This window comes from Salinigranum salinum, from assembly GCF_009176545.1.
In the GTDB taxonomy this organism is placed as follows: domain Archaea; phylum Halobacteriota; class Halobacteria; order Halobacteriales; family Haloferacaceae; genus Salinigranum; species Salinigranum salinum.
Window position 1 is genome coordinate 714,205 of the sequence record NZ_VTOJ01000002.1, and the last position, 14,854, is coordinate 729,058.

Consider the following 14,854-nt stretch of genomic DNA (forward strand, 5'->3'; position numbering starts at 1 on the left):
ATGGCGTCCATCGTCCAGTACGTGCTGTACGGGCTGGAGATCGGATCGTACATCGCCGTCTCCGCGGTCGCGTTCACCCTCGTGTATGGACTGGTGGGGATGCTCCACATCGCCCACGCCGAGTACATGATCGTCGGCTCGTATCTGGGCGTCCTGGGACTGACCGTGTTCGGCCTCTCGCTGCCGGTGACGTACGTGTTCGTCCTCGTGGCGGCGGCCGTCGTCGGCTGGCTGGTCGCGCGCGGCTTCTACCGCCCGATCCACCACAAGGGTCCCATCGCACTGCTCTTTACGTCTGTCGCCGTTGGATTCGTCCTCCGGTTCGGTATCCAGTTGATCGCCGGTCCCGAGGCGCGGTTCTACGACCCCATCACTGGCCGCTACCAGTTCGACGTCCTCGGCGGGCTGGTCGTCACGAACCGGATGCTGTTGATCGTCGGCACGGCCGTCGTGGTCGTCGTGGGGCTGCACCTGTTGCTGACGCGGACCGACCTTGGCATCGCCCTCCGGGCCATGGGGGCGGACGAGGACCTCGCACGGGTGACGGGGATCCGGACCGAACACCTCCGCAACCACGTCTGGCTCATCTCCTCGGGGCTGGCCGGCCTCTCGGGGTTCCTGCTCTCGATGCGGCTGTACGCGGCACCGCGGCTGGGCATCTCACAGCTCATCGTCGTCATCGCCGCGGCCATCCTCGGCGGGGCCGGCAGTCCGTACGGCGCGGTGCTCGGGGCGTACATCATCGGGATCGTCATCTCCGTGTCGACGGGTGCGCTCCTCCCGGCGTGGGGAAGCAACCTGGGGACGACCATCGCGTTCGTCGTGCTCATCGGCATCCTGCTGGTCAAGCCGGGCGGGCTGACCGGTGCCGACGTGACCGCGAAACGGGAGGAGCTCTGAGATGAGCGTCGACTGGCTCCCGTCCCGGTTCGCGGGCGTCGACGGGACGACCGGGACGCTCGCGGCCGCCGGCGTCGTGCTGGCACTGCTCTCGCTCGGCTTCCTGTTCAGTAGCTTCGTCGTGACGGTGCCGAACGCGAGCGTCGTCTTCTTGGAGCTGGCCATCACCTGGGCCATCTACGGCCTGCTCGTGCTCGGGCTGAACGTCCAGTACGGCTACACGGGGCTGATCAACTTCGGCCACCTCGTGTTCTTCCTGGTGGGCGGCTACGCGTTCGGGTTCGTGACCGCGAGCGGGCAGGCCGTTGGCACCGGTCTCGGCCTCCACTGGCTCCCGGGGGTCGTCGCCGCGCTCGTCGCCGCGGCGGTGCTCGGCACGATCATCGGCGCGACGACGCTCCGGCTCCGCGGTGACTTCCTCGCCGTCGTCACGGTGGCGGCGCTCGAGGTCGGCCTCGAACTCGTCGAGAGCTTCTCCGAGATCACCGGCGGCACCGTCGGTCTCTACGGCCTCCCGCGGCTGGTCCACGCCGAGAGCGGCAACCCCGACACCGCGCTGCTCGTGACGTTCGTCGCCCTGCTCGGTCTCTTGCTGGTGGTGTACGCCGGGATCACTCGGCTGGTCGAGTCGCCGTACGGGCGGGTGCTCAAGGCGATCCGCTCGGACGAACTCGTCGCGCAGTCGCTGGCCAAGCCCACATTCCGGTACAAGCTCCAGGTGTTCGTCTACGGCTCGGTCCTCGCCGGGCTGGCCGGCGCGCTGATGGCGATCTACTTCGGCGCGGTCGCCCCCGCGTTCTTCAGCATCGACACGACCGTCATCATCTGGATCGGGATGCTGCTCGGCGGCGCGGGGAACAACCGTGCGGTGCTCGCGGGGATGGCGCTCATCCTCGGCATCGAGCTCGGGACGCGCTTCCTCAACGAGTTCGTCACCGGCCTGGTCGCCGACGCGCAGTTCGGCGCGGTCCGCATGATCATCATCGGGCTGATCCTGATCGTCGTCATTCGGTACCGACCGGCGGGGATCTGGGGCGACGAGGACGAGATGGAGGGGCTCGGATGACGCTCCTCGAGACGCGCGGCGTCCGCAAGGCGTTCGCCGGGCTCCAGGCGCTCGACTCCCCCGACGTCGCCGTCGACCGCGGCGAGGTCGTCGGCCTCATCGGGCCGAACGGCGCCGGCAAGACCACGTTCTTCAACTGTCTCACGGGCGTCCTCGAACCCGACGAGGGGGAGGTGCGGTTCGACGGCGAGGACGTCGTCGGCGAGGAGCCGTACGCCATCGCCGACCGGGGGATGGTCCGGACGTTCCAGCAGCCCCGCGCGCTCGAGGCGATGACCGTCGCCGAGAACGTCAGGCTCGGCGCGGGAGATCACCCGGGCGAACGCCCCTGGCACGCCCTGACGTGGTCGGCGTCGCTCACGGAGCGCGAGGCCGAGGTCGATCGTCGCGCGCGTGAGATCATGGCGTTCCTCGACATCGACCACGTCGCCGACGACTACGCCAGCACCCTCTCCGGCGGCCAGCAGAAGCTCCTGGCGCTCGCCCGGGCGCTGATGACCGAGCCGGAACTGCTGTTGCTCGACGAACCCTTCGCGGGGGTCAACCCGACCCTCGAACGCGAGATCGTCGAGCGCATCGTCGAACTGAACGAGCGGGGGATGACGCTGTTCATCGTCGAACACGAGCTTGAGAACCTCGTCGAGGCCGTCGACCGGCTGATCGTGCTCCACGACGGCAAACTCCTCGCGGAGGGGACGCCGGACGCCGTCTTGACCGACGACCGCGTCGTCGACGCGTATCTCGGCGAATCGATGACCCCCGACTGACCGTACCGAGGACGGCCGTCCCGGAGGGGACGTCGGGGTGTGACTTATCACGGAGCGGGGGGAACTCCGTCCATGTCGTCGTTGCTCACGGAGCGTGTCGCCGTCGTCACCGGCGGTGCCAGTGGAATCGGTCGTGCCACCGCCCTCGCGTTCGCCCGCCACGGCGCGGACGTCGTCGTCGCCGACCGCCGCCCCGCCCCCGACGGTGTCGATCCGACCCACGAGGTGGTCGAGCGCGAGACCGACCGGCGGGCGCGGTTCGTCGACTGCGACGTCACCGACCTCGGCGACGTCGAGCACGCGCTCGACACGGCCGAGGCGCTGGGTGGAGTCGACGTGTTCGTCAACAACGCCGGCGTGTTCGAGCGCGCCGACGACTTCTTCGCGGCGACTCCCGAAGACTACGCGGCGGTGATGCGCGTGAACGCGATGGCGCCGTACTTCTGCGCCCAGCGCGCGGCCGTCCGGATGACCGGCGAGGGCGGCTCGATCGTCAACGTCTCCAGCCTCAACGGGATCGTCGGCAACGGCAAGTCGGTCGCCTACTCGGCGTCGAAAGGGGCGGTGCGGCTCCTCACCTACGCCCTCGCCCACCGACTCGGCCGGGAGGGGATCCGGGTGAACGCGATCCACCCCGGCGCCATCGAGACGCCGATGACCGAACCCGTCGACCGGGCGGTGACGGACCGGTTCGTCGAACACGTCCCGAGCGGGCGCGTGGGTCGTCCCGACGACGTCGCCGGCGTCGCCGTGTTTCTCGCGAGCGACCTCGCGGCGTACGTCACCGGCGAGTCCGTCGTCGTCGACGGCGGCTACGCCTCGACGGGCGGACTGACACAGTCGTTCGAGGCGTATCCCGAACCGACCGAGCGCGACTGGCGGCGTTGACGGGCGTCTCGGCAGTGTGCGTCCGGAGAGCCAGGAAAACGAACACCGTATGCGTTCGGGCCGGAGCGCTCAGCCCGACGCGTCGGCCAGGGCGTCCGCCGTCTCTTCGGCGGCCTCTCGGTCCTCGCCACCGGCGTCGCGGCGGCCGCCGGTCATGTACAGACCCAACTCCTCGCGACTCGCCTCCTCGACCGGCGTCGTGTGGATGATCTCGCCGTCGTAGATCACCGCGACCCGGTCGCTGAGGTCGAGGATCTCGCCGAGGTCCTCGGAGATGAGGAGCACGCCCGTCCCCCGGTCACGCTGTTCGAGGATCGCCTCGCGGACGAACTCGATCGAACCGACGTCGAGCCCACGGCTGGGCTGGTTCGCCACGAGGACGGACGGCTCCCGGGTGAGTTCCCGGCCGAGGATGAGTTTCTGGAGGTTCCCACCCGAGAGCGTGCCGCTCTCGACGTCGACATCGGCGACGCGGACGTCGTACTCGTCGACGATCCCCTCGGTGTAGCTCCGGGCGCGGTCGTAGTCGATGCCGAGGCCACCCGGCCCGCGTCTGAACTGGGACGTCCGGTAGTCCTTCATGATACCGTTGACGACGAGGTCGAGACCCGGCGCACAGCCCTCACCGTGACGGTCGGCGGGGACGTACGAGACGCCCGCGTCGATGAACGCGCGGGTGGGCGCGTCCGTGAGGCTCGTGCCGTCGACGTCGATCGAACCGTCCGTGGGCGTGCGGACGCCGACCAGACACTCGGCGAGGTCGCGCTGTCCGTTGCCGCTCACCCCGGCGAGGCCGACGATCTCGCCCTCGCGGACGGTGAGATCGAGCCCCGACAGCGTCTCGACGCCCCGGTCGTCGACCGCCACGAGATCCCGCGCCTCGAGCACCGGGTCGGTCCCCCCGACGTCCGACGTGACGTTGGCCGTCTCGAGCAGTACCTCCCGACCGACCATCATGCGCGCGAGCGTCGACTCGTCGACCGTGTCGGTGTCGACCGTGTCGACGACGCTTCCGTCTCTGAGCACCGTCACCCGGTCCGTGATCCGCATCACCTCGTCGAGCTTGTGGGTGATGATGACGACCGTGAGCCCCTCCTCGACGAGTCGCTCGAGTGTCTCGAACAGCCGGTCGATCTGGTCGGGCGTGAGCACCGCCGTCGGCTCGTCGAGCACGAGGAGGTCGACGTCGCGGTACAGCGCCTTCAGGATCTCCACCCGCTGTTGCTCGCCGACCTCGAGTTGCCACACCGCCTGGGCGGGTTTGACGTCGATGCCGAACCGCCGGGCGGTCTCCTCGACCCGGTCGACCGCGCTGGACGCGTCGTAGGAGAACAGTCGGAGGAGCGCGTTGAGCGGCCCCTCCGAGGCGACGCGGTCGAGAAAGCCCGACGACTCGGACTCGTCGTCGGTCAGCGACGGGTACGACTCTCTGAGCCCCAGCACGACGTTCTCCGCGACCGTGAGCGTCGGGACGAGCTTGAAGTGCTGGTGGACCATCCCGATCCCGGCCTCGATGGCGTCGTCGGGGCTCCTGACGTCGACAGGCTCGCCGTCGATCCGGACGACGCCCTCGTCGGGCTGGTAGAGGCCGTAGAGGATCTTCATCAGCGTGCTCTTCCCCGCGCCGTTCTCGCCGAGCAGGCCGTGGATCTCTCCGCGCTCGACCGTGAAGTCGACGTGGTCGTTGGCGACGACCCCGGGGAACGTCTTGTGTATCCCCTCCATCTCGAGGAGTGGAGGCGTTTGTGACATACTACCGGGATCCTCGTGCGGGTCAAAAAGTATTTGGGTCCATCCCGGTCGACGCTGGACGGTTCGGGAACGCGGGCGCGTCGCGGTCACGTCTCGTCGAATCGGTCCCCGTCGAATCCTCCGGCTCCCGCCGAGACCTCGCCTGCCGGTCCGACCGAGACGCCACTCGCCGGTCCGACCGAGACACCGCCTGCCGACGGACTCACCGGAAAGTCAGCCCGCCGTCGGGGTGGAGGGTGCTGCCGGTGATGAACGAGGCGCGGTCGCTCGCGAGGAACTCGATGGTGTCGATCACCTCCTCGGGGGTGCCGTTCCGGTGGAGACACTGTCGGTCCGCGATGGCGTCGAGGTACTCCTGGTCGAGCTGTTCGCTGGCATCCGACGTGACGAGCCCCGGGGCGACCGCGTTCACCCGGACGCCGTTCTCGCCCGCTTCGGTCGCGATAGCCCGTGTCAACGGCGGGATCGCACCTTTCGAGGCGACGTAGTGGGGGTAGCCGGTCACCCCGCCGTACATCACGGCCGACGCGACGTTGATCACGCTGCCCGTCCCGGCGGCCTCCATCCGCGGGACGATCTCCCGACAGCAGATGAACACACCCGTGGTGTTGACGTCGAGTACCTGTCGCCACTCGTCGACCGGGATCTCGTCGTACCGTCGGTCGCGCCCGGTGACGAGCGGAGCGTAGATCGCGGCGTTGTTCACCAGCACGTCGATCGTGTCGAACCGATCGACGGCCGTCTCTGCCAGCCGGCGGACCGCCTCGGTGTCGGTGACGTCGGTCTCGACGCCGATCGCGTCGGTGTCGAGGCGCTCGGCGGCGTCGGCGGCGGCGTCGACGTCGGCGACGACCACGTTCGCGCCGTGCGACGCGAACCGTTCGGCCGTCTGCCGACCGATCCCGCGGCCACCCCCGGTGACGACGACCGTTTGGTTGTCAAAGCTCAAGATATCCCCCTCGACGGTCGGTTTCTCCTTAGTTCTTTGCTCGTCCGGTCGGCGCTCCGCGCTCGGAACGGACGGGCGCCGAGATGGACGACCGTCGCCGACCGGCCGGGCGGGGGGCTGTCTGACCGGACACGGATACGTCCAGTTAGACGGGAGGCTCGGGGTTTTTTCTGAATATTTCGATCCGGAATCGGGTTTCAATTGTACAAACCACGTTGTGTGAGGAGCATACACAAACAATCGTTGCTCGATGTAGTGGTTATAAGTACCATGCGAAGAGTGTGCAAATCAACCTATGCGCACGCGTAGAGCCACTCTCAAGGCGCTCGGAGCAGCAACCATCGCGGGTCTCGCCGGGTGTACCGGTGGGAACGGTGGGGACGGCGGCGACGGCGGCTCCGGTGGCGGCAGCGACGACACCGCGACCGAGACCAGCGGATCGGACGGGACCGCGACCGGTACCGCCACGTCGAGCGACGGCGGGAGCGGGAGCGAACAGGACACCGTTACGGCCGCGTACGTCTACAACGAGTCGGTCACCGACCTCGGCTGGGTCCACACGCACGAGGTCGCCCGCGAGGCACTGGAGGAGAAGTACGACTGGTACGAGACGCGGGTCGTCGAGGACGTCACGGTGTCGGAGGCCGAGAGCACCTTCGCGGACCTCGCGAACCAGGACGTCGACGTCGTCGAGGCGGCCACGTTCGGCTACGGCGAGCCGGCCGGGAAGGTCGTCGCGGAGAACGACATCTACATCGAATCGCCGCGTATGGCCCCCGTCGGGAACTACGACGGCCCGAACCTCGGCTACTACCTCGGCCGGCTCGAGGAGGCGTGTTACGCGGTGGGCATCGCCGCCGGAATGCTGACGGAGTCGAACACCCTCGGCTACGTCAACTCCTTCCCCATTCCCAGCGTCACGGCCGAACTGAACGCGCTCGTACTCGGCGCGAAGAGCGTCAACCCGGACATCACGATGAAGGTCCGGTACGTGAACTCCTGGTTCGATCCGCCGAAGGAGCGCGACGCGGCGAACGCACTGATGGACGAGGGCGCGGACGTGATGGGCTACCGGGTGAGCAATCCGGCGACGATCCAGGCGGCCGCCGAACGCGACGTCTGGTCGTACGGCTACGCCGACGGCTTCTCCGGCACCGAGATCGCGTACGACAAGTACATCACGAGCCGGATGTGGAACTGGGAGCCGTTCTTCGACGCGACCGCGAAGTGGGCCCGCAAGGGCCAGCCCGGCGCGAAGGAACGGTTCAACCTCGACACCATCCGCGGCAACTACTTCGGCTTCGAGGAGGGCGGCATCCAGCTGGACGAGTTCGGCTCGGCCGTCCCGAGCGACGTCCAGAGCGAGGTGACCGGCGCGGTCGACGCCCTCGCTAGCGGCGACATGGGCGGCTCCGACATGTTCGCGGGGACGGAGTTCGCCGACATGAGCGCGTACGAGCGCTCGACGCAGACGGGCAGCTACGTCGACGGAATCGAAGGCGAACTGCCCTCCTGAGCCCGGTACCGGCACCGGGCCGACGCTCCCGCGGCCGAACCCGACCACACCGACTTTTCACGCGACGCGAGGTCAACCCCGTCGTCGTTCAGAACGCCAGCGACTGCCAGTCGGCGTCGCGCTCGAACGCGCTCGCCGCCCGGAGGACGGTCTCCTCCTCGAACTGGCGACCGACGAGCATCAGTCCGATCGGGAGTCCGTCGGCCATCCCGCACGGCACGGAGATGGCGGGGTGGCCGCTCATGTCGAACGGCATCGTGTTGCGCGTTCGTCCCTTCTTCCCCTGCGCGCGGTTGACCAGTTCGACCCGGTCGACGTCCGCCTTGTGCTCGAAGGCGGTCATCGGCGTCGTCGGCATGGCGAGCAGGTCCACCGCCTCAAGCGCGTCGTCGTAGGCGGCCGTGAGTTCGGTCCGGAGGTTCTGTCCCAGCCCGTGGTAGTGGCCGTGGAACGCCTCTTTGAGGTAGCGCCCGAGCATACACTTGAGCTTCACCGTCGGGGCGAAGTCGTCGCCGCGGGCGCGGCGTGCCTTCGCGAAGTGTTTCGCGAAGTGGGTGTCGTAGCGCCCCCCGACGAAGTAGCCGGTACACTCGGCGTCCCACACCATCGCGGCGTCCTCGTTCTCGACGGCGAGCCAGACGAAGAAGCCGTCGACGTGCCAGGGGATCGATACCTCCTCGACCTCGGCACCGAGGTCACCGAGGCGGTCGACGGCAGCACGGACCCCCTCGTTGACCGCCTCTTCCCCGCCGGCGAACTCGAAGCCCTCCGTCAGGACGCCGATCGTGAGCCCGTCGACGCGGTCGGCGAGGGCGTCGCAGTAGCTCCCGTCGATCTCCGGTAGCTCGCGTTGGCGGGGGTCGTGCGGGTCGGGGCCGGTGATGACGTCCAGCGCGAGCGCGACATCGTCGACCGATCTCGCCATGGGGCCGACGTGGTCGAACGAGTGGCCGAGCGGTGCCGCCCCGCGGAACGAGACCAGGCCGTGGGTCGGCTTGAGACCGACACAGCCCGACCACGAGGCCGGCGTCCGGAGCGAGCCGGCCTGGTCGGTCCCGATGGCGACGTCGACGTCACCCGTCGCGACGGCGACGGCGCTGCCTCCCGACGATCCCCCGGCGAGGTGGTCGTCGTCCCAGGGGTTGAAGATCGGACCGAAGGCGGACATCTCGCCGCTGCCGGAGACCGCCATCTCGTCCATGTTCGTCTTGGCCGTGATCGTCGCGCCGGCATCGAGGAGCCGCTCGACGACGAAGGCGTCTTCGAGCGGTACGAACCCCTCGAGCACCTTCGAGGCGCACGTCATCTCGACGCCCGCGACGGCGACGTTGTCCTTGACGCCGACGTCGTAACCGTCGAGGGGACCGCCGTCTGCGCCCACGACGCGACACCGCGTGACGACCGCGTTGTACGGGTCCTCGTCGGTTCCCGGCCGGTAGCCGGGGTCGCGTTCGAACCGGGGACGGTCGACCGGCGGTTCGTGGAGTTCGTCCAGTCGTTCGCAGAACCCGATCTTGGCCTCGATGAGTTCGTGGTAGTCGTCGAGTTCTTCCTCGGAGAGGTCGAAGTGGTAGTGGTCGGCGAGCGCCCGAACCTGTTCGCGGCTCGGCGGACGCACGACGGGGGGCAGCTGCGACATACCTCCCGTCGTCGGACGTGGAGCATAAACCTTCGGCCGACAGCGGTGTCACGGGTCCGAGACGGGTAGCGTTCACCCGATCGACCCGCCGAACACGAACAGAATCGGTGCGATTCGTTGACGGACGCGTGTGTCGTCGGGCGATTCGTTGAGATTGTCCCGATTCGTCGACCGAACACCAAACTCTTAAGCATCACCTTTGGTATCGTTCACCAGAAAGATGGAACTCGCGTTCAACATGACGCCCCGCCAACGGACGCCGGCGTGGCTGTCGGTGTCCGCGCAACTGTTCACCGTCGTCGCGGCGCTGGTGCTCGCCGCCGTTCCGCTGCTCGTCGTCGGAGTGAACCCGCTCGCGGCGTACGGGATGATGTTTCTCGGCGCGGTCACCGACCCGTTCCAGGCCACCCGCGTGTTGAATCGAAGCGCACCGCTCATTCTCGCCGGCCTCGCCGTCTACCTCCCGCTCCGGAGCGGGAAGTACAACATCGGTGCGGAGGGCCAGCTCGTCGTCGGCGGTATCGTCGCCGTCTGGGCGGGGCTGAACCTCCCGTCGATGCTCGGCATCGGTGCGACGGGTCTCCCGATGCTCCTCCTCCTCTTCCTCGCGAGCGCGCTGTTCGGGGCGCTCTGGGTGTTCGTCCCCGTCTACCTGCTGGTGAAGTACGACGTCAACGAGATCCTCACCACACTGATGCTTGTGTTCGTCGCCCAGCGGCTGAACGACTTCCTCATCAACGGGCCGATGCAGGCACCGCTGGGCGCGTTCCCCCGCACGCCCAGCATCGAAGCCTCGCTCCCGACGCTGTTCGGGACCGACGTCGACGTCGGCATCGTCGTCGCGCTCCTCGCCGTCGCCGCCGTCTGGGTGCTGATGAACGAGACGCGACTGGGGTACGAGATCCGTCTCACGGGGTCGAACCCGCGCGCGGCGACCCAGACGGGGATCGACGCAGCCGTCGTCACCTTCGTCGTCTTCACGCTCGCCGCGGCGTTCGCGGGACTCGCCGGCTTCATCGAGATCGTCGGGAACCAGCAGCAGTTGACGCCGGCGTGGAACCCCGGCTACGGCTGGACCGCCATCCCCATCGCCCTCCTCGGGAGACGCGGGGCGATCCAGACGATGCTCGCCGGCTTCCTCTTCGGCGTGCTGTTCGTCGGCGGGCTCGCGATGGAGACGACGCTCGGCGTCCCGGCGGCGATCTCGTCCATCATCGAGGCGCTCATCATCCTCTTTCTGATCGCCTCGGAGTTCGTCCGGACGTACCGGTTCGACGTCCGGATCGGCGGGTTCTCCTCGCGACGCTCGTTCCAGCGGTTGACCGGCGTCGACGGCGAGGAGGGGATCTGAGATGACCGAGTCGGTCGTGACGCCGCTCGTCACCGGGCTGTCGATGGCGTTCCTCACCGGGCTGGTCGACGCCATGACCAAGGCAGCCACCCCGCTGCTGTTCGCCGCGCTTGGCGAGATCGTGGCAGAGCGCTCCGGCGTGTTGAACCTCGGGATCGAGGGGACGATGCTGATGGGTGCGCTGTCGGCGTTCGTCGTCACGGTCACCACCGGCAGCCTCTGGCTCGGCTTCGGCGTCGGGATGCTCGTCGGCGGACTCGCGGGACTCCTCCACGCGTTCCTCTGCGTGACGCTCAAGGCCGACCAGGTCATCAGCGGGCTGATGATCACCATCCTCGGAACCGCGATCACCACCTTCTTCGGCGGTGACTGGACCGACCGCAACATCGAGGGGCTCGGAGAGGTGTACTTCCCGATCGTCGGACGCGCGCTGGCGGACGTCCCCATCGTCGGCGAGGCGTTCTTCCACACGACTCCGACCGACTACGTGGCGCTCCTCCTGGTCCCGATCGTCTGGTACGTGGTGTTCCACACGAACCTCGGGCTGGAGATCGACGCCGTCGGCGAGGATCCCGAGAGCGCCGACACCGTCGGCGTCCCCGTCTTCCGGCTCCGATACCTCGCGACCGTCTTCGGCGGCGTCCTCGGCGGGCTGGCCGGAGCCCACATGTCGCTGGCGTGGATCCAGCAGTGGTCCAACGGCATGACCTCGGGGCTCGGCTGGATCGCCATCGCGCTGGTCATCGTGAGCCGGTGGCGCCCGTTCTACGCCCTCGCCGTCGCGTACGTCTTCGCCACGTTCAACGCGCTCCAGATCCGCATGCAGGGGATCGACGTCACGGGCGGCCCCATCGTCGAGACGCTCACGAACCCCATCTTCATGGGGATGTACCCGTACCTCGCGACCATCGCCGTGCTCGCGTGGGTCTCCCGCGGCGAGGTGAGCGCGCGGCTGGGCGGACCGTCGGCGCTCGCCGTTCCGTACACCCGCGAGGAGTAGGAGTAAGAGTGAGCCGTCCCCGCGGTCACTCGGGGAGCTGGTGGATCACGTACAGCGAGACGAGCTGCGCGATGAAGATCCGCATGTGGGTCGACTCGACGCCGTAGGCGATGAACACCTCCGTCATCAACATGAACGTCGCGAACAGCGCGAGCGAGGGGACGAACGCCTGATACACCGGCTCGAGCCCCGACCGGGCACCGCGGAACTGGACGAACGCGCGCCAGAACAGCCCCGCGACGAGGACCTCCCAGACGACGACGCCGACGAACAGGAGCGCGACGACGCTCTCGGGCGTGCCGTGGACCGACGTCGTGTCGAGCATGAACGCGTAGTTGCCGGAGGCGAACGACCACCCGGAGCCGAGCACGCCGAGCGCTTTCAGCCCGTCGAAGACGTTGGTGAGCGTGACGAGCGAGATCCAGGCCCCCCAGAACAGGAGGATCCCCCGCTTCACCGTGGTCGAACTCCACAGCTGCGTCGCGTAGCCGGTCGCCTCGGTCGTGCCGAACGATTCACCCGTCCGCGTCGTCTCTCCACTGGACATACATGTACCCGAAACGAGAAGATCTCGTAAGTAGATTTCGCATCGACCAGTACTTGCTGTCGACTGCCACGAACGAACGGTTTCCTCCGATATCTTCTGGATGTTGTTCACTTCGTGCGCGTAGCTCGGACCGCAGTGTCGACGCCGCCGCGTCTCCCGGTCGACTCGAACGCGCCGCCACCACGTCGCCGGCGGCACCACGTCGCGAGCGGCACGAGCACCGTCGGGGCGGTCGTTCACAGTAGGCGGCTCTCGAGGAACGGGTCGTCCTCGTGGGCGATCTCGGTGTCCAGGAGGGTCCCGCAGGCGCTGCAGACGAACTGTCTGAGCTCGAACGAGTCGTCGGCGTCGTGTGCCGACCCCGCCGCCGACACGGGGAGCGTCCGCACGGCCACGTGGTCTTTCCAGCTGGCGTCGGTCGGCGCGAGGACCGCCCCGCAGTCCGCACAGGCGGTGTAGCAGTCGGTATCGTCGGCGACCACGCGGAGCGACGGGCCGAGTCGATCGCCGGTGGGGCGGACGTCGGCCGCGTCGACACCGTCGACCGGTGCCCCCACCGTGTCCGCCGCGGCGAGCCGTTCGCTCCGGAGTCGGTCGCGGGTCCGCTCGACGGAGCCGTCGAGGGATCCCTCGGCGTCGACGGGGACGCCGTAGACGTCGCGCGCGGTCGCCGGCGTCACCCGCCCGGTCCGGACGTCCTCGGCGACTGCGTCGGGGTCGCGGGCGAGCGGGTCGCCGTAGCCGCCGCTCCCCGGGAGTCGGACGTGGAGCACGTCGCCCGTGTCGAACGTGGTGACCCCCCACTGTGCGTTGTCCTGACGGGTGTTCGAGAGCTGCTCCGCCGTGGGTGGGTAGTCGGTCCCGTCCGCCCAGAGGTCGGTGTCGCGGAACGCCGTGTACTCGATCGTACTCCCCGGGTAGCCGCCGAAGACGCCGGTCGACTGCGGCACCTCGACGCCGCGGCCGAACGTGACCGTCTCGAAGGTGTCGACGTCGTCGCCGTACGGCGTGATCGCGTACTCGTGGCCGACGCCCCCGCGGTGTCGGCCTGCGCCACCGGAGTCGGCGACGAACCGCCGGTAGAGGTACACCAGCGGGAGGACGCTCTCGTGGCGCTCGACGTTGGCCCACCGGGAGACGACGTTCACGAGTTCGCCGCCGAGATCGACGCCGTCGGCGAACGCGCGCGCGCCGGCCGCGCCCGCGAAGGTGTCGGTGATGACGTCGACCGTCGTCTGCCCGCCCTGGTCGACCTCGACGATGTAACCGCCGTGCGCGCCGTGCCAGACGCCGGTGGCGCGGTCGGCGTGCGTCTCGCTCGCGCCGACGAGCTTCGAGACGGCGAGCGTCGAGAGGCTGTTGCACGTCTGGAGCGTCGCCACGGTGGCGATCGAGATGGGTGCGGGCCGCTCGGCGTTGACGATGCTTCCGCGGGGTGCCTCCACGTCGATGGCGCGGATGATGCCGTCGTTCCACGTCATGTCGTGACAGAGCATCGGGAGGAGCGGCGCGACGACGCCGCCGACCGTGGCCCAGTACGTGCAGTTGAGACCGTACTCGCTCTGTTCGTCGGTGCCGGCGAAGTCGTACGTCAGCTGGTCGCCCTCCTTCGTGAGCGCCAGGTTCACCGTGAAGGTGCGGTCCTCGGGGAAGGAGTCGACGTACTGCCGCGTCTCGAAGCGACCGTCCGGCAGCTCCCGGAGCCGGCGGCGGAAGGCGGTCTCCGACTGGTCGATGAGCGCCTCGCCCACCGCGTCGACCGTCGCCGCGCCGTAGTCGTCGAAGAGGCTCACGAGCCGCTCGTTCGCGACGTTGTTGGCAGCGATCTGCGAGCGCAGGTCGAGCTCGAGCATCCCCGGATCGCGGCTCATGTTCTTGACCGTCGCGAGCACGTCCTCGCGCATCTCCCCGCCGTCGACGAGTTTGAGTCCGGGCGTCTGGAAGCCCTCGTGGAACACCGAGGTGGAGTTGGGCGAGAAGCCGCCGGCGTCGACCGACCCGACGTCCGTGACGTGGACGAAGTTCGCCGCGAACGCCTGCAGTTCCCCCTCGTAGAAGATCGGCGCGACGAGGTAGACGTCGGGCGGGTGGAACGCCGCGGTGTACGAGTCGTTCAGCATGAACACGTCGCCCGGCCCGATGTCGTCGCCGAAGAAGTCGAGGATCCGCTTGGTCGCCTGCGAGGCACCCAGGTAGTGGTGGAGGAAGCCGACGCCCCCGGTGAGGAGGTCGCCGTCGGCCGTGTACAGCGCGACCATCAGGTCGTGGCCCTCGTTCGTGTTGGGCGACCCCGACACGCGCTTGAGCGCCTCGACCGCCTCGTCGGTCACCTGCTCGAGGCGGTGTTTGATGATCTGGAACGTCACCGGGTCGACGCCCTCGAGCGAAGGGCCGAGCCGGGCGTCCTCGGTCGACCCCTCCGGGGCGTTCGGTTCGGCCGGCTCGTCGGGGGTCATCCGGTGACGCCTCCCGCGGTGCG

12 protein-coding genes are annotated in these 14,854 nt (G+C 68.5%); 7 read left to right on the top strand and 5 right to left on the bottom strand.

Translation table 11 applies throughout. From position 1 onward, the window contains the following. The 4 genes from FZP69_RS15175 to FZP69_RS15190 all read left to right on the top strand — a co-directional run bounded on the left by FZP69_RS15175 (nt 1) and on the right by FZP69_RS15190 (nt 3,621). Entirely contained in the window at nt 1-900 is a 900-nt protein-coding gene (locus tag FZP69_RS15175; RefSeq protein ID WP_152042233.1) for a branched-chain amino acid ABC transporter permease, read from the top strand. 1 nt (nt 901) lies between these two features. After that, nucleotides 902-1,966, top strand: coding sequence for a branched-chain amino acid ABC transporter permease (locus tag FZP69_RS15180; RefSeq protein WP_152042234.1), 1,065 nt, complete (start codon nt 902-904; stop codon nt 1,964-1,966). Next, nucleotides 1,963-2,733 (top strand): ABC transporter ATP-binding protein, encoded by a 771-nt coding sequence (locus FZP69_RS15185; protein WP_152042235.1) that lies wholly within the window; start codon nt 1,963-1,965, stop codon nt 2,731-2,733. Before FZP69_RS15180 ends, FZP69_RS15185 begins: the two co-directional genes overlap by 4 nt. A gap of 72 nt (nt 2,734-2,805) precedes the next feature. Further along, the gene (locus FZP69_RS15190; RefSeq protein WP_152042236.1) at nt 2,806-3,621 is read left to right on the top strand and encodes an SDR family NAD(P)-dependent oxidoreductase; all 816 of its coding nucleotides are present in this window, start codon (nt 2,806-2,808) and stop codon (nt 3,619-3,621) included. A 69-nt stretch (nt 3,622-3,690) separates the two neighbouring features. On the opposite strand, the gene FZP69_RS15195 is transcribed toward FZP69_RS15190, so the two are convergent. Both FZP69_RS15195 and FZP69_RS15200 read right to left on the bottom strand, forming a co-directional pair. Continuing rightward, on the bottom strand, nt 3,691-5,373 hold the full coding sequence (locus FZP69_RS15195; protein ID WP_240137646.1) for an ABC transporter ATP-binding protein: 1,683 nt from the start codon (nt 5,371-5,373) through the stop codon (nt 3,691-3,693). 202 nt (nt 5,374-5,575) lie between these two features. After that, nucleotides 5,576-6,322, bottom strand: a complete 747-nt coding sequence (locus FZP69_RS15200) for an SDR family NAD(P)-dependent oxidoreductase (RefSeq protein ID WP_192918600.1) — start codon at nt 6,320-6,322, stop codon at nt 5,576-5,578. Nucleotides 6,323-6,617: 295 nt separating this feature from the next. On the opposite strand from FZP69_RS15200, the gene FZP69_RS15205 reads away from it, so the two are divergent. Next, nucleotides 6,618-7,838 (top strand): BMP family ABC transporter substrate-binding protein, encoded by a 1,221-nt coding sequence (locus tag FZP69_RS15205; protein WP_152042238.1) that lies wholly within the window; start codon nt 6,618-6,620, stop codon nt 7,836-7,838. Between the two features lie 88 nt (nt 7,839-7,926). Here the strand turns inward: FZP69_RS15205 and FZP69_RS15210 are convergent, their stop codons facing one another. Next, complete coding sequence (locus FZP69_RS15210; protein WP_152042239.1) at nt 7,927-9,477, bottom strand: amidase; 1,551 nt, start codon at nt 9,475-9,477, stop codon at nt 7,927-7,929. Between the two features lie 220 nt (nt 9,478-9,697). On the opposite strand from FZP69_RS15210, the gene FZP69_RS15215 reads away from it, so the two are divergent. Both FZP69_RS15215 and FZP69_RS15220 read left to right on the top strand, forming a co-directional pair. Then, entirely contained in the window at nt 9,698-10,828 is a 1,131-nt protein-coding gene (locus FZP69_RS15215) for an ABC transporter permease (RefSeq protein WP_152042240.1), read from the top strand. Between the two features lies 1 nt (nt 10,829). Continuing rightward, on the top strand, nt 10,830-11,828 hold the full coding sequence (locus tag FZP69_RS15220; RefSeq protein WP_240137647.1) for an ABC transporter permease: 999 nt from the start codon (nt 10,830-10,832) through the stop codon (nt 11,826-11,828). A 25-nt stretch (nt 11,829-11,853) separates the two neighbouring features. Here FZP69_RS15220 and FZP69_RS15225 read toward each other — a convergent pair whose 3' ends face one another. Both FZP69_RS15225 and FZP69_RS15230 read right to left on the bottom strand, forming a co-directional pair. Continuing rightward, the gene (locus FZP69_RS15225; RefSeq protein WP_152042241.1) at nt 11,854-12,375 is read right to left on the bottom strand and encodes a hypothetical protein; all 522 of its coding nucleotides are present in this window, start codon (nt 12,373-12,375) and stop codon (nt 11,854-11,856) included. A gap of 236 nt (nt 12,376-12,611) precedes the next feature. Beyond that, nucleotides 12,612-14,831, bottom strand: a complete 2,220-nt coding sequence (locus FZP69_RS15230; RefSeq protein WP_152042242.1) for a hydantoinase B/oxoprolinase family protein — start codon at nt 14,829-14,831, stop codon at nt 12,612-12,614. Nucleotides 14,832-14,854: the final 23 nt, after the last annotated feature.